Here is a 19,372-nt window from a genome sequence, read left to right on the forward strand (position 1 = left end):
TGATGTACCGGTGCCATCTATCGATCCGTTCCATGCCCTCGTTCTGATGAACGCCGTGTTCGCCTCAGCAGCATGGTCTCTGGCCAGGCCGTCGTGGCCCGCGGCGATATCGCTGAGTGTCGTCTCGGTGCTGTGGCTGTTCTTCAACGCCCCCATCGAAGGCAGGACGTTGTACGTGGTCGATGCAGAACGGGGTCTCACCGAGTCCGACTTCATGACACTCGCAGGGTTGGTGTTGGCAGCGGTGACGATTGTCAGGGTCCGCCGCGGGCGGACTAGAACGCAGACCCCTCACAGGTCAGAAGTCGAAGGTGAGTGAAAACCTGTACCAGGGCCCGCCCAGGCTGGTGTAGTCGAGCTCTTCGCTCGATGATCGTGGTTGCGGCGGACCGTCGGGAGAGTAGATCCAGCCGGAAATGTAGCTGAAGAACACGGTATCCGCGTCGACGAAATAGATCGCAGATTCGTTCAACCCGCGGCTGACCCTGGTGAGATCGAACGCGTCGATCGACACGTTGTCCACATTCACAGGTCCGGTGGCCGGAAGGGTAGCGACGAACGCGTCGAACTTCGGCTTCGACCGCTCGAACGATGGCTCCGGAATGGTGAGCGCCAGAACCAGTCCGATCACGACGATGACCGGTGCCACGGCAATCATCCGCGACCACGGCTGCCCTGACCGTAGGTACTTCACAGTCTTGTACCACCAGACGATGCCCACGACGAGAAGGATCAGCGCAACTGCAACGAAGACAACGAAATTGAGCAGGTTGAAGACTCGCCCGGCAACAGGCCAGTAGTTCATCGACCCGAACAACGCCGCCGCGCACAACAGGAAAGTGATAGCGGCCAGGACTTTTCCGGGAGGGCGCACCCGCTTCTCTCGCTTGGGTATCGGGCGGTCCACAGTGCACATCGTGCAGGAAGAGTAGCGTTCCTGCCCCGTCATTGTTCCGAATTTCGGACAATCCTAAATTCGCGAGCGGACCGATCACGCACCGAACAGCAGGAACAATCCACCGAATGTGTAGAGCACCATTACGACCATCATGGCGAGCTGTCCGGTAGCCGCGTGCTCTTTCGGCAGTGTTCGCAGCGAGGCGTCGTGGGCGAGGGTGATACCCACCAGGTGCCCCACCACGACCGCCAGGACGGCGATGCCGGCGACGACCGACGGGTGGTTGGACAGGACGTAGGAAACCGATGCATCCCGCAGCCCCAGTACATTCGCACCGTTGCCCAATGGATCCGATAGCGAAATGATTGTCTGTTGGCCATTTTCGACGAAGTACGTGAGGTAGTGAGCCGTCATGTAACCCACCACGATCGGGATCAGGGAATGGGCGAGCAGGCCAGGTAGCGCGACACGGCGAACACGCGTCACTCCCCCGGTGGCACGGGCCGCAGACCAGAACGCCGCTCCGACAACGCAGATCACGGCAATCAACCCGAGGGTTCTGGTCGGCACCGATCCGAGAGCGGATTCGTCGACCAACGAACGCCACGCCGGTATCTGCCCGATGCTGTCGAAAGCGGTGGACCCGAGCAGAACGGCGAGGACTGCCACCGTGCCCCGCTGCACCGGCAGGCTCACCGCACCGTCCAGCGGAGACCGCAGCGCCAGCAGGCCGGACGCGGCATCTCGGGTGAGTGGAGACAACCGAGATACCGTGTCGCTGTACACCTCGAAAGGATCTGCACGAGAGAACCATTCGTCGCCGAAGATCGCCGCACCGACCGCCATCGACATGACATACACCGCGCACCACAGACGAACAGCCGACACCGAACCCGAGTCGGGTGAAGCCAGTTCGAGCCAGACGAATGCGAAGAGTCCGACAACTGCTGGTACGCAGCCCCATTCGCGACGGTAGGCGACTATCGCCGACGACGTCGGACGACGCAACAGTCCGCACACGACGCGGTGTAGTGCCCGCATCGGAGACACGATTCGCCAGAACGGTCCGAACGCCAGCGACGCCGGAACGATGCCCACCCACACCAGAACGTAGAAGGTGCCGAGCAACGCGTTGCTGGAATCCTGTGGCCCCCACACCGATGCTGCGGAGACAGTGCCCGCCAGCAGCACCGACAAGGTCCCGACGAGTCCCCGGACGATCGCCGAATCAGCCACCACCGTCATCCGCGGCAACGCCACGACGACACGCGTGGGGTCGAGTCTGGGGCGACGCCATGCGAACAACAGCAGCACGAACGACGCCGCCAGCGCCCACGCCCCTCCGATCAGGGCGTAGGTGACAGGAATCGGCAGATCGGTCGACCCGCCGAGGCCGTGGGCGAGAATCACGGACGAACGACGAGCGTGGCGACAGTGCGATCGCTGTGGTGCAGTTCGATATCCACCTGTCCGGGTACATCGACGGTGAACGTGAACACCTGATCTTTGCCTGGCTCGATCTCGAAGGTGTGCTCGGGAACCGAATGCACGTGCAGTTCGTCGGTGGTATCACTGCTGATCGACATCGAAATCAATTGCCCCACAGAGGCGTCGAGGCGTTGATTGGTCGGTTCGACCGTGTCGCCGACGATCGAGACATTCATCCGCAGGGTATCGAGCTGCGCGGAGACCGACGGGGTGGAATCGGTGCTGGTCACCGGTTCTGCTGTGGTGGGCGAGGTACCGCCGGACGACGATCCGCAGCCGGCCACCAACGCCACTGTTGCACATCCGATGACCGCTGCCCGCAGTGGCGACAGTCCCATGTCAGGGCTCTCCTTCTTGTTCGAGTTTCTCTGCGCGCTCCGCCCGGCGATCTTTCCTGACGACGTACAGCACCGCGGCCACGATGATCAACGCAGGCGCGACCGCCGGAATGGCCAGCACCACAGAATGATCGGCGAGATAGACGACGTCGGATGCTGCCGTCATACGGAGCTCGAATCCAGCGTCCTGCGTGACACCGATGCTCCCGGGGTCTCGGTACTGATGCGCACTGCGCCCCACGACAGTGCCCAGATCAATGCCAGAGTGCAGACGAGCACAACCAGCGATGCGGCACCGAACAGCCACGCCGGGTGATCGAAGCTCCGCTCACGCTGCAGCAGAGCGGTCTCGCTCTGCAGCTGCCGTGTGAACTGGGCGTCGGCCGAGACCTCGGATGCGCCGATGCCGGGATCGGCCGCCATGAAGATCGGCGTTCCGGTCAACCTTCGACCGTCCTGGATACGCAGGAACGTCTTCCACGTTCCGTGCGCCGGTACCGGACGGGTCGACTGGTACATGCCGGGCCCTGTCCGTTCGAGACGATCGACGACCAGACCACGCAGAGTATCGCCGGCTCCCTGCCATGCCAGGATCGCCACCCACTCGGGGTCGTCGGACACCAGATCGGCCGGATCGAGACGGACCGTCGCCGTCACCATGCGGCCACCGTCCTGCGGCGCAGCATCGGCGAGAGTGACCGTCGCCGTTGCATTTTCCGGTACATCGATCATCAAACCGTTGGCTGTCGCGCCGCCGAGTACGAGTACCAACGCGACGACGATCGTGCGCCGGACGGCAGGTGCCGGCAGCCCGTCACCGCTGAGCAGTTGCGCGAACAGTCCCGCCGTCAGCCCACACATGACGCCGACGGGTATTGCCATCGCAAGCGCCTCGACCCACATCGACGTCGGCCACGGATAGACGAATACCGCATCGATCCACAACGATTCGAGCCACAGGCCCACGGTTGCGGCAGCGAATCCAGCGAGCATTCCGAATCGAAGTCTGTGCACCACGAGCGGAGTGAGACCGACGAGTTCGACCACCACCGCGATCCCGAGGAACAGCGCAAAGACGTTGTGCGGTTCACCCAGAACTGGACCGACGACAAATGCCGTCAGCTCACGAATGACCGCGGCAAATGCGACGACGAACAGAGTCGCGCCCCGTCCCACGACAAGTCGTGCGGCGACGAGTGCGAACGCTCCGGCACCGACGATGAGCATCGGTTGGAACACCAACCGGAACTGCTCGACTCCGAAGTCGAATTCGATCTGAAACACCGACAGTCCGATGAGGAGACCACCGAAGGCGCTGGCTTTGAGAATCCAGGACAACACCGAGCGTCTGGGGCCCTGCGCAGTTTCGTCCACCTCGTCGGGGGAGGTCTGCCGTGCTGCGGCGAGCGCCAGTCTGCCTTCGTGCTCGAGCAGCAGGACGCCGATGAGAGACAGTCCGGCACCGCCGATCAGCATCAGGTGCGTCGGCCCCCACAGCGTGACGTCCTGGCCGAAGATGCGGTGCCAGATGTCGTCCAACGGAAAACCGATGAGCGCATACAAACCACTGCCCGCGATCAGCAGACCGCCCGTGGGCGCGTACCAGGTGCGGGTGATCTTGACGGCCGCGCGACCAGGCTTCTCGTCGAGCGGCAGGATGATCGCCAGCGCGCCCGCGATGAACAGGAAGAACAAGCCGACCAGGATGAAGTAGTGGGCCGGGTTGGCCAGTGGTCCCTCGTCGCGCCCTCGTCCGATGTGCAGGCTGACGTCCCAGATGAACCCGAAGAATGCCGTCAGGATCGTCGAGACGAACAGGACCAGAGGCAACGCAGCCCAGCCGGGCAGGTTCAGCTTCGATCCCGCGTAGTCCGCCAGCCTCGCCAACCACGTGATGCGGCGAGTGCGGTGCATGAATGCCAGGTACAGCAGAAACAACGACACGACGGCCGCGGCTGCCGTCATACCGAAGACCTGGTCCAGCGCCGCGCCTCCGCTTTCCGACTGAGCAATGACGTTACCCGTCGTCACACTTACATTGACCATAGCGAAAGTATGAACCACGGGCCGTCGTTTCGGTGAAGTTCGGGACAATCGGTGCCTGCTGATTGCGATCTAGTCCTACAGAGGGATGTGCACCCGAGCTCTCGGTGATTGACTCTCGTGCGGAAAGGAGCCGTCCGATGAGTAAGTCCATCCCACGCGACCGCTTGTCGATCGTTCTGTTGGCATGTGCAGGGGCATTATTGGTAGCCGCGTTCGTTATCGGACCGGCCGCTCTGCTGCGCGGAAGTTATCCCCAGTTCCAGGATCAGTCCACCATGGGCGAGCTGCTCGGCCGTGAATTGGTCGAGTACTGGGGCAGCGGTGTTCGCACCTTTCCTCCCGGGTTGGCGGAGATGGTGGACTACTGGTTCGCGTGGCACGCCATCAAGATCGTCATCTCGGTACTGCTGACCGCTGTTCTGGGCCTGCTGGCGGCGACGCTGTGGAGGCGATCCCTGACTGCCGGCATGGGCTACGTGATCGCTGCGGGTACTTCGACCGTGCTGTCACTGTTTTCGGTGTTCGTGGCCGTGATCAACATCCAGTCGACGGTCGCTCCCGTCGTCGCCCTGCTTCCGATGCTCTCCGACGACACCGCGGACGGGAAGACGGCGCAGTCACTGATCGAAAGCGGTGTGCGGAGCGGAGATACGAGGCCGCCTCTGCTCGAGCTGCTCACGCAGGTCGAGCACTACAACTGGGCGGTGGTCCTCGCGACGGGTGTGGTGATCGCCGTTGTCGGTCCCGCAACCGTGATCGCGTTCCGTCGGTACGCGGCGACGGACACGACAGCCGCTGCTCACCGTCGAATGTTCGTCACCCTCGGTTCACTCGGCGCGGTGATGACGATCGGGATGGCGCTGCTCTTCGTCGCTGCCGTCGTGGCGGTCGTCGATCCGGGAGACGCGCTCCTCGGATCAGTCGGCGTGTAACTACTGCCGGCTGCGGTCGCGGGCACGCGCGCGGAATTGGCCGATCGCGAGGATGGTCAACGCGACCCCCAACAGGGTGAGGGGGATTTGGGCGCGGGGCGCGTCGATATCGAGTACGAGGATCTGCCACACCACCCACCCGATGGTCACCAACCCCACGAACACGACACACGTCGGAGCGTCGTATGCATCGACGAGCACAGCAGCAACCGAGATCAACGATCCGAGTCCGAGAAAAATCAGCACGAACAGCCCGGAGATGCGGTAGTCCCAGGTATGCCACGCAGGGAGCATGTCGACATCCAAGCCCAGTGACCGCCCGGTGGGGTCGGAGGTCAACGACATTCCGTTGAACGTTCCGGCTGCACCCAGCAGGATCAGCAGTGCCACCGTCGATAGCTTGTTCACGGTGACGTCATGTGTTCGTCGTCCTTCGGTTGCGGGAGCAGCGTCGACCCGAGTTGTGACGGGCCCGCACGCATGATCGTTGATTCTGCCAGAATCGGGCCGATCGGTCTTGTTCTTCTGCAGCAGCTCAGGGCGACCGAGTACGTTGTTCGACGCATCGCCGTTGCGAAGGTTGTCGCTGCCGGATTGCCACTGGGTTTGTATCAACGTAGATTGCAGGAAACGGCCGAGCCCGCGCCGCGTATCGCTGTGTGTCACCGCCTTCGGTGGCGTCGGTCTACGGAAGTGAGTGGTGCGTGATGACAACCGAACCGGTAGAGCGAGGCAGCAGCGCCGAGCCCGCGTCCACATCCGCAGCCGCCGTCTCGTCCGAAGTCGCAGGGTACGCACAGGCGCTCGAGAATTTGAGATCGAAGTTGGTGGCCCGGATGGATCTGTCCGTGATCCTGCAAGCCACATGCACAGAGGTGGTTCAGGCATTGACCACCGCGGATCTGGCAGGCATCACACTCCTCGACGAGGACGGCGAGCAGCCGGAGACAGTGGCATCCACTGATCCCCGCGTCAACGACGTCGACGCCGATCAATACCGAAGCAACGAGGGACCGTGCCTGGAGTCGGCCCGCACCCAACAGATGGTCCGGCTGCTGGTCAGCGATGTCGAAGACCGCTGGCCACGATTCGCGAACAATGTGTCCGGTCTCGGCGTCGAGAGCTATCTGTCGGCCCCTCTGACGGTCGACGACCGCCACCTCGGGGCTCTGAACATCTACAGCTACGACCAGCACGGCTTCAGCGATATAGACGAGGCCCTGGTGGGGCTGTTCGTCAGCTCGATCGAAACCGCGGTGATGGTATCTCGACGGGCTCGAACTGCAGAAGAGGAAGTCGACGGGCTTCTGACCGCGATGAAGACCCGTGCACAGATCGAACAGGCCAAAGGAATCATCATGGCGATGCGCGGTATCGGCGCGGATGAAGCCTTCGCATTCCTCTCCGAACAATCCCAGAACCGCAACATCAAAGTCACCGACATCGCCGCCACATTGATCGCCTCGATCAATACCGAAACGCGCTGACTCCATTCGGCACCCCTCGACCGGCAGCCTCGCCGCAACACTCACCGAGCACCTAGAAGAAGACATGACGACTCGATCCGCTGCAATTACGACGCTGGCTGCCGGACTGCTCGCTGCCACAGGCATTCTCACGCCCATCGCCGGCGCGGCACCGGCAACGTCCATCGATGTACTTCCCCGGCTGATCGACGGTGCCGCCGCGGGCTACTCACTGTCCTACACAACCACCGACGAGCACGGCCGTCCCGCGATTGCCCACGGACAGGTCTACCTCCCCTCCGGCACACCACCACCGGGAGGATGGCCGGTCGTGTCGTGGGCCAAAGGGACCGTCGGCGTGGGTGATTCATGCGCCATGAGCACAGCACTCGACGACGGGGCCGCAGAGGACCCCATGGCCGTCGAACTGTCCAAGCCCCTGCTCACCCAACTTCTACGAAGCGGCACAGCCGTTGTCTCGACGGACTACATCGGACTCGGAACCACCGACGCCCACCATTACCTGAACAGCATTTCGGAGGCGAACGCCGTCACCGACATCGTCAGCGCTGCCGCAGACGAACTTCCCGAGCTGTCGCGCACCTGGGTTGCCGCCGGACACTCTCAGGGCGGCGCAGCAGCACTCACCACCGGGGCTCGCGCCGACAACTACGGAGAACGGTCGGATTTTCGCGGGGTGATGTCGTTCGCACCGTCGTCGAACCTCGAAGCCGTCCTTCCGCTGCTCTCGCCCACCACTCCCCGGATCACACCTCTCGACAACATCACAGCCACCCTGATCTACGTCCTGTACGGGCTCAGGGATTCACGGCCGGATCTCGACGTGAACAGCTATCTCAGCGAACTGGGGCGCGACTACCTGGCGCATGCAGAAGACAATTGCATCAGCGACATACGACAGAAGGTCAGTGGTGTTGCACCACAACAACTCCTGTCTCGACCGCTGTCCGACCCCGCCATGACCTCGGCTATCGGCGACTACCTATCCGTGCCGACCACCGGTTACACCCGGCCGGTGACCATCGAGCAGGGGCTCGCCGATACCGTCGTGCCGCCGGCTCTGACGACCGCCCTCGCTGCGGAACTGGCGGCACAGGGCATCCGCGACGTGACCTACCTGCCCGTGCCCGGTGCCACTCATTACGACGTCATTGCCGCAACCGTCGACGACGCCCTGCCCCGCATACTCGACATGTTGCGCTGATCAGCCACCGACATGCGGTGGACGACGATCACTGCCGAGCACGTAGTCCCGCTGGGTCGCCGAGCCGGCGGCACGAAGGACTGCGTCGAGGGTGGAGGACAGAACGGAGCGATCGATCCCTGCCGCCCATCGAGACCCAGTGGCAGTGCGATATTCGAGCATCGACACCGCATCACTGTCGTTGCCGGCTCGCACACTCGTCTGCGTCAGACCGAGGATGTCCACGTGCCTGCCATGAGCAGACAACGCGTCGACGAGTGCCTCGACGGGTCCGACTCCCGTGTGTGAAGACTCGAAGGACGTGCCGTCGATCTTCAACGTGATGCAGGTGTCGGCGGACCCGTCGTCGTCGTGAGAGTCGAAACCGATCAGGGTTACGTCGGGTTCGTCGACACCGATGTACACCTCCTGAAAGACGTCCCAGAGTTGCTCGGCCGACAGTTCGGTACCGATCGAATCCGTGCGGGCCTGCACGTGCCGGGCGAGGTCGATCTGCAGGCGACGCGGAAGTTCGATGCCGTAGTGGGTTTCGAGGAGATACGCGATTCCTCCCTTGCCCGATTCCGAATTGACGCGAATGACCGCGTCGTACGATCGACCGATGTCGTCGGGGTCGATCGGCAAGTACGGCACCCGCCATTCGATATCGCGCTCGGAACGGCCTTCGCTCAGCGCCCGAGCGCGATGCTCGACGAAACCCTTCTTGATGGCGTCCTGGTGCGTACCGCTGAAGGCGGTGTGTACGAGGTCGCCGACATACGGATGCCGCGGGTGAATCTCGAGCTGGTTGCAGTATTCGACGGTGCGTCGAATCTGATCGATGTCGGAGAAGTCGATCATGGGATCGACACCCTGCGCGTGCAAATTCAGTGCGAGAGTAGCGATGTCGACGTTTCCGGTGCGCTCGCCGTTGCCGAATACGCAGCCCTCCACCCGCTGCGCTCCGGCCAGGACGGCCAGCTCGGCGCAGGCAATGCCGGTCCCGCGGTCGTTGTGTGGATGCACCGACAGGATTACGCTGTCTCGTCGCGCAAGGTTGTCGTTCATGTACTCGATCTGGTCCGCATAGACATTCGGCGTCGCGACCTCCACTGTGGCAGGCAAATTCAGGATGACCGGCCGCTGCTGCGTCGCGTCCCACAGAGTCGTCACCGCATCGCAGACATCGAGGACGTAGTCGGGTTCGGTGAGATTGAAGACCTCGGGTGAGAACTCGAATCGCACGTTGGGCAGGTCGCCGGCAAGTTCGAGAACGTCGGCTGCGCCCGAAAGTATCAGTGAGCGAAGCTCGTTGGCCTCCCGGCCGAGCACGACCTCGCGCCACGTAGGAGCCGTGGCGGTGTACATGTGGATCACGACGTCGTTGGTGATTCCGCGGATCGACTCCACGGTTCGCTCGATCAGGTCGCGTCGAGCCGGGGTGAAGACGACCACGGTGACGTCGTCGGGTGCCAGATCGGTGTGTGCCAGCAGCCGCACGAAATCGAAATCGGTCTGCGATGCCGAGGGATACCCGACTTCGATTTCCTTGTAGCCCATCGCAACCATCAACTCGAAGAACTGTTTTTTGCGGGCAGGATCCATCGGCTCGGGCAACGCTTGGTTGCCGTCGCGCAGATCGACCGGCACCCACAGCGGCGCCTCGGTCAACCGTCGCTCCGGCCAGCGACGCCGGGTCAGCGGAATGTCGACCTTGGCGTAGACGTCACGGTAACGATGCGACGGCATCTGGGAGTGCCGTTGCCGATTCCAGGTGGGCGCGCCGGCGGGAACGGGTCCGGCGGGAGTGGACAGAGTGGGGAAATCTGTGCGCATACGAGCAATGTAGCACCACTCCTCAGACAAGCTGAGGAGTATTGTTCCACTGTGACCGCGATACGCCGAACCTCGTTGGCCGATCAGGCCGCCGAACTGTTGCATGCCAAGATTCAGTCCGGTGAGTGGCCGGTCGGCACCAAACTGCCAGGTGAAACGACCCTTGCCCCCATGTTCGACGTCGGCCGATCGACGATGCGCGAGGCCATCAGGCAACTGGCGGGGCGCGGAATCCTCGTCACCCGGCAGGGATCCGGAGTCTTTGTCGAATCGCTCGACGAGGCGCGGACGGACTGGGACAAAGTTCTCCAGCGCTCACACATCACCGCCGTCCTTGAGGCCCGCCTCGCCATCGAAGGTGAGGCAGCAGCTCTCGCCGCAGCCCGACGCACCCCCACCGACCTCGACGCCATCCGTCGCTCACTCGAGCTACGCAACACCGCCCGCGCCGACGCGGTCGATCTGGTGGAGGCGGACATGGCTTTTCACCGCGCCATCGTGGTCGCGTCGCACAACGACATCCTGCTCGAACTCTTCGACTCCATGACTCCACGGTTACGGACCGCGATGATCGACATGCTGAAGATCAAGGGCGCGTTCGGAGAGGACTCGGACCACGACACCCACGCCGACGTCGTCGAGGCAATCGCCGCACGCGAAGAGCACCGCGCTCACGCGCTCACCCGCACACATCTACTGGAGTTGTCGACGACCATCGCCCATCCGACGTGAGCACCGGCCGGTCAAGGCTTTTCGGCTACTGGAACAGTCCGAGTACAGAATCGGGCTAGACTTCCGACGCCTCGACCACCACCTTTGGAGTCTCCACATGCCCCAGCTGAAGACCGTCAGCGAATTCACCGGCAAATGGTTTGCCCTGATCGTCGTCGCGGCGGGGGCTCTGGCCTTGATCACCCCCGACACGTTCAGCGGCGGGACACCCGCGGTTCCGTGGTTGTTGTCGATCATCATGCTTGGCATGGGAATGACGTTGCGGCTCTCCGACTTCGCCGTGGTGGCACGCCGCCCATGGGCACTGCTGCTCGGCGTCGCAGCGCAGTTCATCGCGATGCCGCTCCTCGGTCTCGGAATTGCGAATGTCCTGGGTCTGTCCGCTGCGCTCACTGCCGGGATGGTGCTGGTTGGCTCCGCCCCCGGAGGTACGGCGTCGAACGTGATGGTCTACCTGGCCAAGGGTGACACCGCACTGTCGGTGGCGATGACGTCGGTGTCCACACTCCTCGCGCCCATACTCACACCACTGCTGGTTCTATGGCTCGCAGGCGAATACCTGCCGGTGGATGCAGGCGGATTGTTCGTCTCGATCCTGCAGATCGTGCTGGTACCCGTCGTACTGGGAGTTGTACTGCGACTTCTGTTCCCGAAGATCATCGATCGTATGCTCGACGCCTTGCCGCTTATCTCGGTCGCCGGAATCACCGCTGTGGTTGTCCTCGTGGTGTCCGCCAGCGCGCCGACCCTGCTGTCGATCGGTGCCCTCATCGTCGTTGCCGTCGTGCTGCACAACTCGCTCGGGCTCGCGGTGGGTTACGGAATCGGCAGAGCATGCGGACTCGATGTGGCCAGCCGCCGCGCGATCAGCATCGAAGTCGGTATGCAGAACTCCGGCTTGGCAGCGGCATTGGCCTCGGTACATTTCTCACCCGCTGCAGCACTCCCCGCGGCGATCTTCTCGGTGTGGCACAACGTATCCGGATCGCTGCTGGCCAGCTACTGGTCCAGACGGTCGACGGGTGCCGATCACCGCCAGGACAGTACCGTCACACAGGACTGAGTCTTGGACGCAGCAAACAGAATTCGTTGCCTTCCGGATCCGCCAGCACGTGCCACGATTCCTGGCCGGTTTGGCCGATATCCACTCGTCTGGCGCCGAGGGTGAGCAGTCGTTCGAGCTCGGCGTCCTGATCTCGATCGGTTGCATTGACGTCGATGTGCAGTCGAGGTTTCGCCGGCTCGGGATTCTCGCTAGGGATGAAGATGATGGTCGGCTGCGAGCCGCCGAAACCGTCGCGCGCACCGATCTCGACGGAACCGTCACCCTCCCTGTCCAATACGACGAAGTCCAACACCTCACACCAGAACGTCGCCAAGGCCTCGGGATCGCGGCCTTCGAGTACGAGTTCACTGATTCGACATGCCATGGGCGGGAATTTACACCTGCCCCGGCGTCGGACATGTCGTGTTCACGGCCTTTTCGCGCGAGAAATGAATCCCCGTCGACCGAAGGCTCGCAGGCGGTCCTTCGCAGTACGCGAGCGCAGGGACGTGGTGGACGCACCCGCGTTGTCGCGCATACCCCGAATGACCTCTCGGGCCACGTCCGGACCATCGATTCGCGGAGCCCAGTCCAGGTCCCGTCGAGCGCGGTCGGTGTTCAACATCGGGGTGGCGAACGCGAGATCGACCCAACCGTGATGGACTGCGGACACGTGGGTCTCGAAGCCGAGGCGCGCAGCAGCGGACAACACCCGAGAGGGCACGGGCACGATGCGCGCACCGAACGCGTCGGCCACGTCGTGGGCTCGCACGGGCGTCGGGCCGCCGAGGTTGTAGGGCCCGGTTGCACGCCTATCCAGCACTCGCACGATGGCATCGGCGACATCGTCGCTGTGTGCGGCCGGAACAGCGAACGACCTGTCGATGGGCAGGATCGGAAGATGATCGACGATTGCCGACGGCACGAGATCGGGCAGGGCGTAACGCAGCAGCGCACTTCCGAACTCGTACTGCCCGATCAGGCCCGGCCTGATTCGAGCGACCGCGACATCGGGATGCGCTGCCTCGAACTCGTCGAGCACATCCTCGGCGGCGGCCTTGTCCATGCTGTACGTCGACGAGGACACCCCCGTTCTCGGCCACGACTCGTCGACCTTCTCGCCGTACGACCCTGGTGCGTACACCCCGCCGGAAGACATGTGCACCAGATGAGGAACTCCGGCGTCCGCACAGGCAGTTGCCACCGTGCGCACTGCGTCGACATTGACTGCTCGCAGATAATCGCGGTCACGCATCGGCTGGAAGGCGATGGCCAGATGAACCACTGCGTCTGCGCCGCGGCACAACGCGCGTAGCTCGTACGGTGCGTGTTCGCCGGTGAGATCCAGCGGAACCCAGTCGACCTGCTCGGCAAAAGGATTGAGGCTCGGCGGACGCCTCGCTACGGCGACAATGGAATTGCCCGGATGCTCGTCGGTGAGCCTTCGCAGCAGGGCGGTGCCGACATTGCCGGTCGCGCCGATCACTACAGTTCGCATCTCTACCTCCGAAAATCGACCACAGTCGAAGTGCCCCCTGCACATCGATCGAAACCACACTGGCTCAGGAGTTTGAGCCGCCATTCTCCCGGGCATCGAATCACCATGAGTGAAAACAACGAACCGACCCTCGACGACGTCATGATCCCCACCGAGGAAGCTCACCCCGACCACAAAGAGCACGCCAAGACGCCGAAGCATCTCGACGACAGCGACCTCGACGCGCGTACCGAGCACGAGCGCAACGAAGTGAACTGACGGCCGAATCGAACGACCGTCATGGCGGTCGCATTTCCCGGTTTCCACCGAAAAACCCCGGGTATGCGATCGCCATGGCCGATTCAGCAGCATCACCCGCACCCACCGAGGCAGATCCGGACGATCCGCGCAAAGCGGATTCACCCGCCGATCTGACCAAGCCGTCGTGGATCTATGTTCTGAAGAAGACTGCCCGTGAGTTCTCCCGGGATCAGTGCACCGACCTAGCAGCCGCGTTGACCTACTACGCCGTGCTCTCGCTCTTCCCCGCCATCCTGGCCATCGTGTCGTTGCTGGGTGTGTTCGGCCAGGGACAGGCCACGGTCGACGGCGTGCTGCAGATCGTCGGCGATCTCGGCCCGCAATCCGCTGTCGACACGTTGCGTCCCACCATCGAACAGCTGGTCCAAGCGCCCACTGCCGGATTCGCGTTGATCATCGGTATCGCAGGCGCACTGTGGTCTGCATCCGGCTACGTCGGCGCATTCGGCCGCGCGATGAACCGCATGTACGAGGTGGACGAGGGACGGCCCATCTGGAAGCTGCGCCCCGTGATGCTTCTGGTCACGCTCATCGCCCTGACCCTGATTGCGCTCGCCGCGGTCATGCTGGCCATCAGTGGCCCCGTGGCCAAAGCTGTGGGCGACGCCGTCGGACTGGGCGACACCGCACTGACGATCTGGAACATCGCACGCTGGCCGCTGGTCCTGATCGTGGTGGTACTCGCGGTCGCGATTCTGTACTACGCAACACCGAATGTGCAGCAGCCCAAGTTCAAATGGATCAGTTCCGGTGCCGCGGTCGGCATCATCGTATGGATTCTCGCCACCGTCGCGTTCGGCTTCTACGTCGCCAACTTCTCCAGCTACAACAAGACCTACGGCTCCCTTGCCGGAGCCATCGTGTTCTTGCTGTGGCTGTGGATCACCAACTTGGCCTTGCTGTTCGGTGCCGAACTGGACTCCGAACTCGAACGCGGCCGCCAACTCCAGGCCGGAATCGTCGCCGAAGAACGCCTGCAACTGCCGCCCCGAGACACCCGGGTCTCGGACAAGAACGACGAAAAAGACGCACAGGCCGTCGAGCAAGGTCGAAAATTGCGGGAGGAACACAACCGGACTCCGTGAATCACGCCGCCTCGAAGGGAGCACCCATGGATCAGTCGTCGGCCCCGATACTCGACGGCATCGCCGCGTACCACCGAGATGACCGCTACAGCTTCACCCCACCGGCCCATCGACAAGGCGTCGGTATCGATCCACGGGTGACGGCTGTACTCGAGGCCGACAGCTTCCGGTCGGATCTGTTGGCGTCCGGCGGGATGGACGACCGTCGTTCCCGCAACGAATACCTCACTCGCGCCGAGGAACTGATGGCCGACGCCGTCGGCGCACGATCTGCGTTCTTCTCCACCTGCGGGAGTTCGCTGTCGGTCAAGGCCGCGATGATGGCCGTCGCCGGAAACAGCGACGGCGGCCTGTTGGTCGCACGGGACAGCCACAAATCCATCGTGGCCGGCCTGGTGTTCAGTGGAGTACGACCACGCTGGATCTCACCGAGATGGGATGCAGAGCACCACATCTCCCACCCACCGTCTCCTGAACAAGTGCGTCGGGCGTGGGATGAGAATCCCGACGCCGCAGGAGCGCTCATCGTCAGCCCCACCCCGTACGGCACCTGTGCAGACATCTCCGCGATCGCGGACATCTGCCACGAGCGCGGCAAACCCCTCATCGTCGACGAGGCATGGGGTGCACACCTTCCGTTCCACCCGGACCTGCCGACGTGGGCCATGGATGCCGGTGCCGACATCTGTGTGGTGAGTGTGCACAAGATGGGTGCCGGGTTCGAGCAGGGATCGGTGTACCACCTGCAAGGCGATCTGGTGGACGATCGGCACGTCGCCCTCTGCGCAGATCTGTTGATGACGACCAGCCCCAACGTGTTGATCTATGCGGCCATGGACGGGTGGCGTCGGCAAATGGTGGAGCGAGGGCACGAATTGCTCGGCAATGCACTCGAACTCGCCACATCGGTACGACGCGATATCGACGCCATCGATGGAATGTCCGTACTCGAAAGCGAATTGTTGGGAGCCGAGGCATCGTCCGACCTGGACCGGTTGCAAGTGCTGATCGATGTGTCCGCCGGCGGAGTCAGCGGTTACCAATGCGCCGACTGGCTACGTGAACACCATCACCTCGACGTCGGAATGAGCGACCACCGCCGCATCCTCGCCACCCTGTCGTTCGCCGACAACGCGCAGACCACCGGCCGACTACTGACCGCACTGCAGGAGTTGAGTTCTGCGGCTCCGTCTTTCGACACACCACCGAAGATTCATCTCCCCGACCCGAACGATCTGTCGCTCGAGTCGCTCATGCTGCCACGAGATGCCTTCTTCGCCGAGACCGAAATGGTCGACGCCCGGGCCGCTCCCGGTCGCATCGCCGCCGAGCAACTCACGCCCTACCCACCGGGAATCCCGACCGTCGTTCCCGGCGAGCAGCTCAGCAGCGGTGTCGTCGACTACCTGACGTCGGGAATCGAAGCAGGCATGAACATCCCGGACGCCACCGACCGGTCGATGAAACAGTTCCGCGTGGTGCGCTGATTCGGTGTGGCGGTTCGAATGACACAGAGAGGCAAGGCAACGTGGCCGAGGAAGAAAATACGGAAGAGTCCCGACGCGCCCACGCCCCGGACTCCGATAGCTTCAGCGCATCGATGTACGGACACCATCTGGAGGGGGTTGCACGAGTCAGCAAGAGGTGTGTGACCGACGCCGGCGTGGATGGAGCCGCGGTCGCCATCCTCACCGACGATGCCGATGCTCGGGATCTGCTGTACGCCACGAACTCCGAAGCTGCCCGGATCGACGAGCTCCAATTCACCACCGGCGAGGGCCCCTGTATCGATGCCTTCGTCACCGGAGAGCCGCAACTACACCCGGACATCGGTAATCGGCCCGATACCACGGGATGGCCGTCGTTCGCGTCGGAAGTTCTTCAGGAGCTCGACGTGCATGGGGTGTACGCGTTCCCATTGTTCAGTGGCGGTGCTCGACTCGGCGTCCTCGAGCTCTACACCCAGAAGTCCGGAACTATGACGGCACAACAGATCACTGCTGCCCAGGCCGCAGCCTCGACCCTCGGTGACATCGTCGTCAGTGAAGTCGCAGCCCGACCGGACTTCTTCGACGAGTCGACACTTCGCCCACCCGACGGCCCATTCCGCTTCGCTCGGTCCGACATCAACATCGCAGTCGGTGTGTTGGCCGAACGTCTGCATGTGTCGCTCGACGAGGCAACCGCGCGGCTGCGTGCCCGTGCCTACGCCGATGCCCGCTCGATCTCCTCCCTCGCGTTCGACATCGTCCGCGGAGACGGCTTGTTCTACGACGACCCGGGGAGCGCGTGACATCGAAGCCCACCGTCCATCGACCACGAACGTCCGAGTTGACAGCTCCAACAACGAAAGAAGGCCGAACATGCCACCCATCCCTCGCCCGGATCAATCGTCGCCGGCACCCAACGGCCCGACCGGAGCTCGCGATACGAGAGCCCAGACCGGTGATTTCCTGACCACTGCGCAAGGCGTACGTCTACCCGACACCGATCATTCCCTGAAGGCGGGCGATCGAGGCCCGACGCTGCTCGAGGACTTCCATCTTCGCGAGAAGATCACCCACTTCGACCACGAGCGAATTCCGGAGCGCGTCGTGCACGCACGCGGTGCCGCCGCACATGGAACGTTCGAGTCCTATGGGTCGGCGAAGACCGTGACCAAGGCAGGATTCCTCGCCCAGAAGGGCAAGCGGACACCGGTTTTCGTCCGCTTCTCGACCGTTCTCGGATCGCGTGGTTCCGCCGACACGGTCCGCGACACGCGCGGTTTTGCGGTCAAGTTCTACACCGACGAAGGAACCTTCGACCTGGTCGGAAACAACATGCCCGTCTTCTTCATCCAGGACGGCATCAAGTTCCCCGACATCATTCATGCCGGCAAACCGCAGCCCGATATCGAACTGCCGCAAGCTCAGTCGGCACACGACTCCTTCTGGGACTTCGTCTCGCTGCACACCGAGGCAACTCACCACGTCATGTGGAACATGAGCGATCGAGGTATCCCGCGCTCGTATCGCACGATGGAAGGCTTCGGCGTCCACACGTTCCGCCTCGTCGCCGAGAACGGCGAGACCAGGCTGGTCAAATTTCATTGGAAGCCACTTGCCGGAGTGCACTCGCTGGTGTGGGAGGAAGCCCAGATCGCCGCGGGCGTCGATCCGGACTTCCACCGACGCGACATGTCCGACGGCATCAAGGCCGGTGCCCCACTGGAATACGAATTCGGAATCCAGGTCATGCCCGACGACGGCACCGAGACCTACGAGGGCATCGATCTGCTCGATCCCACGAAAATCGTTCCCGAAGAACTGGTTCCGGTGCAACCCATCGGCAAGCTCACCCTCGACGCGAACCCCACGAACTACTTCGCCGAAACCGAGCAGGTCGCGTTCCACACGGGCCACCTGGTGCCGGGCATCGAAGTGACCAACGACCCACTGATGCAGGCGCGTCTGTTCTCTTACCTGGACACCCAGATCACGCGTCTCGGCGGCCCCAATTTCTCGCAACTGCCGATCAACCGACCGCATGCACCTGTCAACGACATGCTGCGAGACGGCATGCACCAGACCGCCGTTCACACCGGCCTTGCCCCGTACCTCAGCAACTCCATCGACGACGGAGAACCAGCGGTAGCAGGTGAGAAGGACCACGGTTACGTGCAGACCGAACGCCTCATCGAGGGCCGCGCTGTACGAGCGAACCCCGCATCCTTCGACGATCACTTCACTCAGCCCACCATGTTCTATCGCAGCCTCAGTGCCGTCGAGCAGGATCACCTCGTCGAGGCATTCACGTTCGAGCTGGGCAAAGTGTTCGAGCAGTCGATCAAGGAACGTGAGCTCGAGGTTCTGTCGAACGTCGACGCCGATCTGTGCGAGCGCGTCGCCGCCGGCCTCGGCCTGCCTGCACCTGTCGGCACACCCGCTGAGGACGTATTGCTCTCCCCCGCACTGTCTCAGATCGTCGAGGCTCCGGGACCGATTGCCGGACGCAAGATCGGCGTCATCGCCGACGCCGGATCGGACCTGTCCGGAATCGGCAAGCTACGGACGGCAGCCGCGCGCCGCGGTGCCACAGTGCACGTCATCGCTGCGGCCGGCGGCATCCTCGGCAAAGGCATGCGCACTCAGGTGGTCGAGCGAACATTCCTGACAGTTCGTTCGATCGAGTTCGACGCCTTCGTCGTCGCGGGCGGAACAACGCCGACGAACGACATCAAGCTGATCTTGTTGCTGCAGGAAGCATTCCGTCATTGCAAAGCGATGGGTGCCTGGGGCGACGGAGCGGCACTGCTCGAGCAGGCCGGAATCGGTGCCGACGACGCAGGCGTCGTCATCGGCGAGACAGCGGTGAAAGCGTTCAACGACGCATTGTTCGCTGCGGTCGGACTGCATCGAGCCTGGGATCGTGCCCCCGCGGTGATGGCGTCGAACATCCCGCCTGCAGTCCCCGACAAGCCTGCTCGTAAGCGGGCAGCCAAGGCCAAGGCCAGGAAGTAGGG

Annotated in this window: 20 protein-coding genes; 11 read left to right on the plus strand and 9 right to left on the minus strand. The window is 63.1% G+C overall.

Annotated features, from left to right (window positions below; translation table 11 throughout):
• The first annotated feature begins 10 nt into the window (after nt 1-10).
• A complete protein-coding gene (locus CH268_RS09505) occupies nt 11-319 on the plus strand; it encodes a hypothetical protein (protein WP_053068687.1) in 309 nt (102 codons plus the stop codon).
• On the opposite strand, the gene CH268_RS09510 is transcribed toward CH268_RS09505, so the two are convergent.
• The 5 genes from CH268_RS09510 to CH268_RS09525 form a co-directional block, all read right to left on the minus strand.
• A complete protein-coding gene (locus tag CH268_RS09510; RefSeq protein WP_141215120.1) occupies nt 299-907 on the minus strand; it encodes a hypothetical protein in 609 nt (202 codons plus the stop codon). The two genes, CH268_RS09505 and CH268_RS09510, sit on opposite strands and share 21 nt — an antisense overlap.
• A gap of 84 nt (nt 908-991) precedes the next feature.
• The gene (locus CH268_RS09515) at nt 992-2,308 is read right to left on the minus strand and encodes a hypothetical protein (RefSeq protein ID WP_094663555.1); all 1,317 of its coding nucleotides are present in this window, start codon (nt 2,306-2,308) and stop codon (nt 992-994) included.
• Complete coding sequence (locus CH268_RS09520; protein WP_255182336.1) at nt 2,305-2,724, minus strand: hypothetical protein; 420 nt, start codon at nt 2,722-2,724, stop codon at nt 2,305-2,307. The genes CH268_RS09515 and CH268_RS09520 overlap by 4 nt, the downstream gene beginning before the upstream one ends.
• A 1-nt stretch (nt 2,725) precedes the next feature.
• On the minus strand, nt 2,726-2,890 hold the full coding sequence (locus CH268_RS27855; RefSeq protein ID WP_176457901.1) for a hypothetical protein: 165 nt from the start codon (nt 2,888-2,890) through the stop codon (nt 2,726-2,728).
• Complete coding sequence (locus CH268_RS09525; protein WP_094663557.1) at nt 2,887-4,770, minus strand: hypothetical protein; 1,884 nt, start codon at nt 4,768-4,770, stop codon at nt 2,887-2,889. The genes CH268_RS27855 and CH268_RS09525 overlap by 4 nt, the downstream gene beginning before the upstream one ends.
• Before the next feature lie 137 nt (nt 4,771-4,907).
• Here CH268_RS09525 and CH268_RS09530 point away from each other — a divergent pair, with 137 nt between their 5' ends.
• Nucleotides 4,908-5,702 carry a hypothetical protein gene (locus CH268_RS09530; protein ID WP_094663559.1) on the plus strand — a complete coding sequence of 265 codons (795 nt, stop codon included), beginning with the start codon at nt 4,908-4,910 and terminating at the stop codon, nt 5,700-5,702.
• On the opposite strand, the gene CH268_RS28185 is transcribed toward CH268_RS09530, so the two are convergent.
• Nucleotides 5,703-6,368 carry a hypothetical protein gene (locus CH268_RS28185; protein WP_239535040.1) on the minus strand — a complete coding sequence of 222 codons (666 nt, stop codon included), beginning with the start codon at nt 6,366-6,368 and terminating at the stop codon, nt 5,703-5,705.
• Between the two features lie 41 nt (nt 6,369-6,409).
• Between CH268_RS28185 and CH268_RS09540 the strand changes: the two genes are divergently transcribed.
• A complete protein-coding gene (locus CH268_RS09540; RefSeq protein WP_094663561.1) occupies nt 6,410-7,189 on the plus strand; it encodes a GAF and ANTAR domain-containing protein in 780 nt (259 codons plus the stop codon).
• A gap of 64 nt (nt 7,190-7,253) precedes the next feature.
• A complete protein-coding gene (locus tag CH268_RS09545) occupies nt 7,254-8,393 on the plus strand; it encodes an alpha/beta fold hydrolase (protein ID WP_094663563.1) in 1,140 nt (379 codons plus the stop codon).
• On the opposite strand, the gene CH268_RS09550 is transcribed toward CH268_RS09545, so the two are convergent.
• Nucleotides 8,394-10,208 carry a 2-isopropylmalate synthase gene (locus tag CH268_RS09550; protein WP_255182337.1) on the minus strand — a complete coding sequence of 605 codons (1,815 nt, stop codon included), beginning with the start codon at nt 10,206-10,208 and terminating at the stop codon, nt 8,394-8,396. It abuts the gene before it with no gap.
• A 51-nt stretch (nt 10,209-10,259) separates the two neighbouring features.
• On the opposite strand from CH268_RS09550, the gene CH268_RS09555 reads away from it, so the two are divergent.
• Nucleotides 10,260-10,940, plus strand: a complete 681-nt coding sequence (locus CH268_RS09555) for a FadR/GntR family transcriptional regulator (protein WP_094663567.1) — start codon at nt 10,260-10,262, stop codon at nt 10,938-10,940.
• A 97-nt stretch (nt 10,941-11,037) separates the two neighbouring features.
• On the plus strand, nt 11,038-12,003 hold the full coding sequence (locus CH268_RS09560) for a bile acid:sodium symporter family protein (RefSeq protein WP_094663569.1): 966 nt from the start codon (nt 11,038-11,040) through the stop codon (nt 12,001-12,003).
• Here CH268_RS09560 and CH268_RS09565 read toward each other — a convergent pair.
• Both CH268_RS09565 and CH268_RS09570 read right to left on the minus strand, forming a co-directional pair.
• Nucleotides 11,990-12,370 carry a VOC family protein gene (locus tag CH268_RS09565; RefSeq protein ID WP_032406103.1) on the minus strand — a complete coding sequence of 127 codons (381 nt, stop codon included), beginning with the start codon at nt 12,368-12,370 and terminating at the stop codon, nt 11,990-11,992. The two genes, CH268_RS09560 and CH268_RS09565, sit on opposite strands and share 14 nt — an antisense overlap.
• 42 nt (nt 12,371-12,412) lie before the next feature.
• Complete coding sequence (locus CH268_RS09570) at nt 12,413-13,483, minus strand: NAD-dependent epimerase/dehydratase family protein (RefSeq protein WP_094663571.1); 1,071 nt, start codon at nt 13,481-13,483, stop codon at nt 12,413-12,415.
• A 105-nt stretch (nt 13,484-13,588) separates the two neighbouring features.
• Here CH268_RS09570 and CH268_RS27860 point away from each other — a divergent pair, with 105 nt between their 5' ends.
• The 5 genes from CH268_RS27860 to CH268_RS09590 all read left to right on the plus strand — a co-directional run bounded on the left by CH268_RS27860 (nt 13,589) and on the right by CH268_RS09590 (nt 19,370).
• Nucleotides 13,589-13,741, plus strand: a complete 153-nt coding sequence (locus tag CH268_RS27860) for a hypothetical protein (protein WP_167326464.1) — start codon at nt 13,589-13,591, stop codon at nt 13,739-13,741.
• A gap of 74 nt (nt 13,742-13,815) precedes the next feature.
• A complete protein-coding gene (locus CH268_RS09575) occupies nt 13,816-14,868 on the plus strand; it encodes a YihY/virulence factor BrkB family protein (RefSeq protein ID WP_027495467.1) in 1,053 nt (350 codons plus the stop codon).
• A gap of 26 nt (nt 14,869-14,894) precedes the next feature.
• On the plus strand, nt 14,895-16,355 hold the full coding sequence (locus CH268_RS09580; RefSeq protein WP_094663850.1) for an aminotransferase class I/II-fold pyridoxal phosphate-dependent enzyme: 1,461 nt from the start codon (nt 14,895-14,897) through the stop codon (nt 16,353-16,355).
• Between the two features lie 161 nt (nt 16,356-16,516).
• Nucleotides 16,517-17,161: a GAF and ANTAR domain-containing protein gene (locus CH268_RS09585; RefSeq protein WP_176457902.1), complete on the plus strand. Its 645-nt coding sequence runs from the start codon at nt 16,517-16,519 to the stop codon at nt 17,159-17,161.
• Between the two features lie 70 nt (nt 17,162-17,231).
• Complete coding sequence (locus tag CH268_RS09590; protein ID WP_045841075.1) at nt 17,232-19,370, plus strand: catalase; 2,139 nt, start codon at nt 17,232-17,234, stop codon at nt 19,368-19,370.
• Nucleotides 19,371-19,372: the final 2 nt, after the last annotated feature.

Origin of the sequence: Rhodococcus sp. 06-1460-1B, assembly GCF_002258475.1 — a bacterium.
Taxonomy (GTDB): Bacteria; Actinomycetota; Actinomycetes; order Mycobacteriales; family Mycobacteriaceae; genus Rhodococcoides; species Rhodococcoides fascians.

What these genes read in the sequence shown, in the direction of transcription:
- CH268_RS09520 (WP_255182336.1), bottom strand. Translation starts at nt 2,724, where the DNA reads ATGGGACTGTCGCCACTGCGGGCAGCGGTCATCGGATGTGCAACAGTG.
- CH268_RS27855 (WP_176457901.1), bottom strand. Translation starts at nt 2,890, where the DNA reads ATGACGGCAGCATCCGACGTCGTCTATCTCGCCGATCATTCTGTGGTG.
- CH268_RS09525 (WP_094663557.1), bottom strand. Translation starts at nt 4,770, where the DNA reads ATGGTCAATGTAAGTGTGACGACGGGTAACGTCATTGCTCAGTCGGAA.
- CH268_RS09530 (WP_094663559.1), top strand. Translation starts at nt 4,908, where the DNA reads ATGAGTAAGTCCATCCCACGCGACCGCTTGTCGATCGTTCTGTTGGCA.
- CH268_RS09540 (WP_094663561.1), top strand. Translation starts at nt 6,410, where the DNA reads ATGACAACCGAACCGGTAGAGCGAGGCAGCAGCGCCGAGCCCGCGTCC.
- CH268_RS09545 (WP_094663563.1), top strand. Translation starts at nt 7,254, where the DNA reads ATGACGACTCGATCCGCTGCAATTACGACGCTGGCTGCCGGACTGCTC.
- CH268_RS09550 (WP_255182337.1), bottom strand. Translation starts at nt 10,208, where the DNA reads ATGCGCACAGATTTCCCCACTCTGTCCACTCCCGCCGGACCCGTTCCC.
- CH268_RS09560 (WP_094663569.1), top strand. Translation starts at nt 11,038, where the DNA reads ATGCCCCAGCTGAAGACCGTCAGCGAATTCACCGGCAAATGGTTTGCC.
- CH268_RS09565 (WP_032406103.1), bottom strand. Translation starts at nt 12,370, where the DNA reads ATGGCATGTCGAATCAGTGAACTCGTACTCGAAGGCCGCGATCCCGAG.
- CH268_RS09570 (WP_094663571.1), bottom strand. Translation starts at nt 13,483, where the DNA reads ATGCGAACTGTAGTGATCGGCGCGACCGGCAATGTCGGCACCGCCCTG.
- CH268_RS27860 (WP_167326464.1), top strand. Translation starts at nt 13,589, where the DNA reads ATGAGTGAAAACAACGAACCGACCCTCGACGACGTCATGATCCCCACC.
- CH268_RS09575 (WP_027495467.1), top strand. Translation starts at nt 13,816, where the DNA reads ATGGCCGATTCAGCAGCATCACCCGCACCCACCGAGGCAGATCCGGAC.
- CH268_RS09580 (WP_094663850.1), top strand. Translation starts at nt 14,895, where the DNA reads ATGGATCAGTCGTCGGCCCCGATACTCGACGGCATCGCCGCGTACCAC.
- CH268_RS09590 (WP_045841075.1), top strand. Translation starts at nt 17,232, where the DNA reads ATGCCACCCATCCCTCGCCCGGATCAATCGTCGCCGGCACCCAACGGC.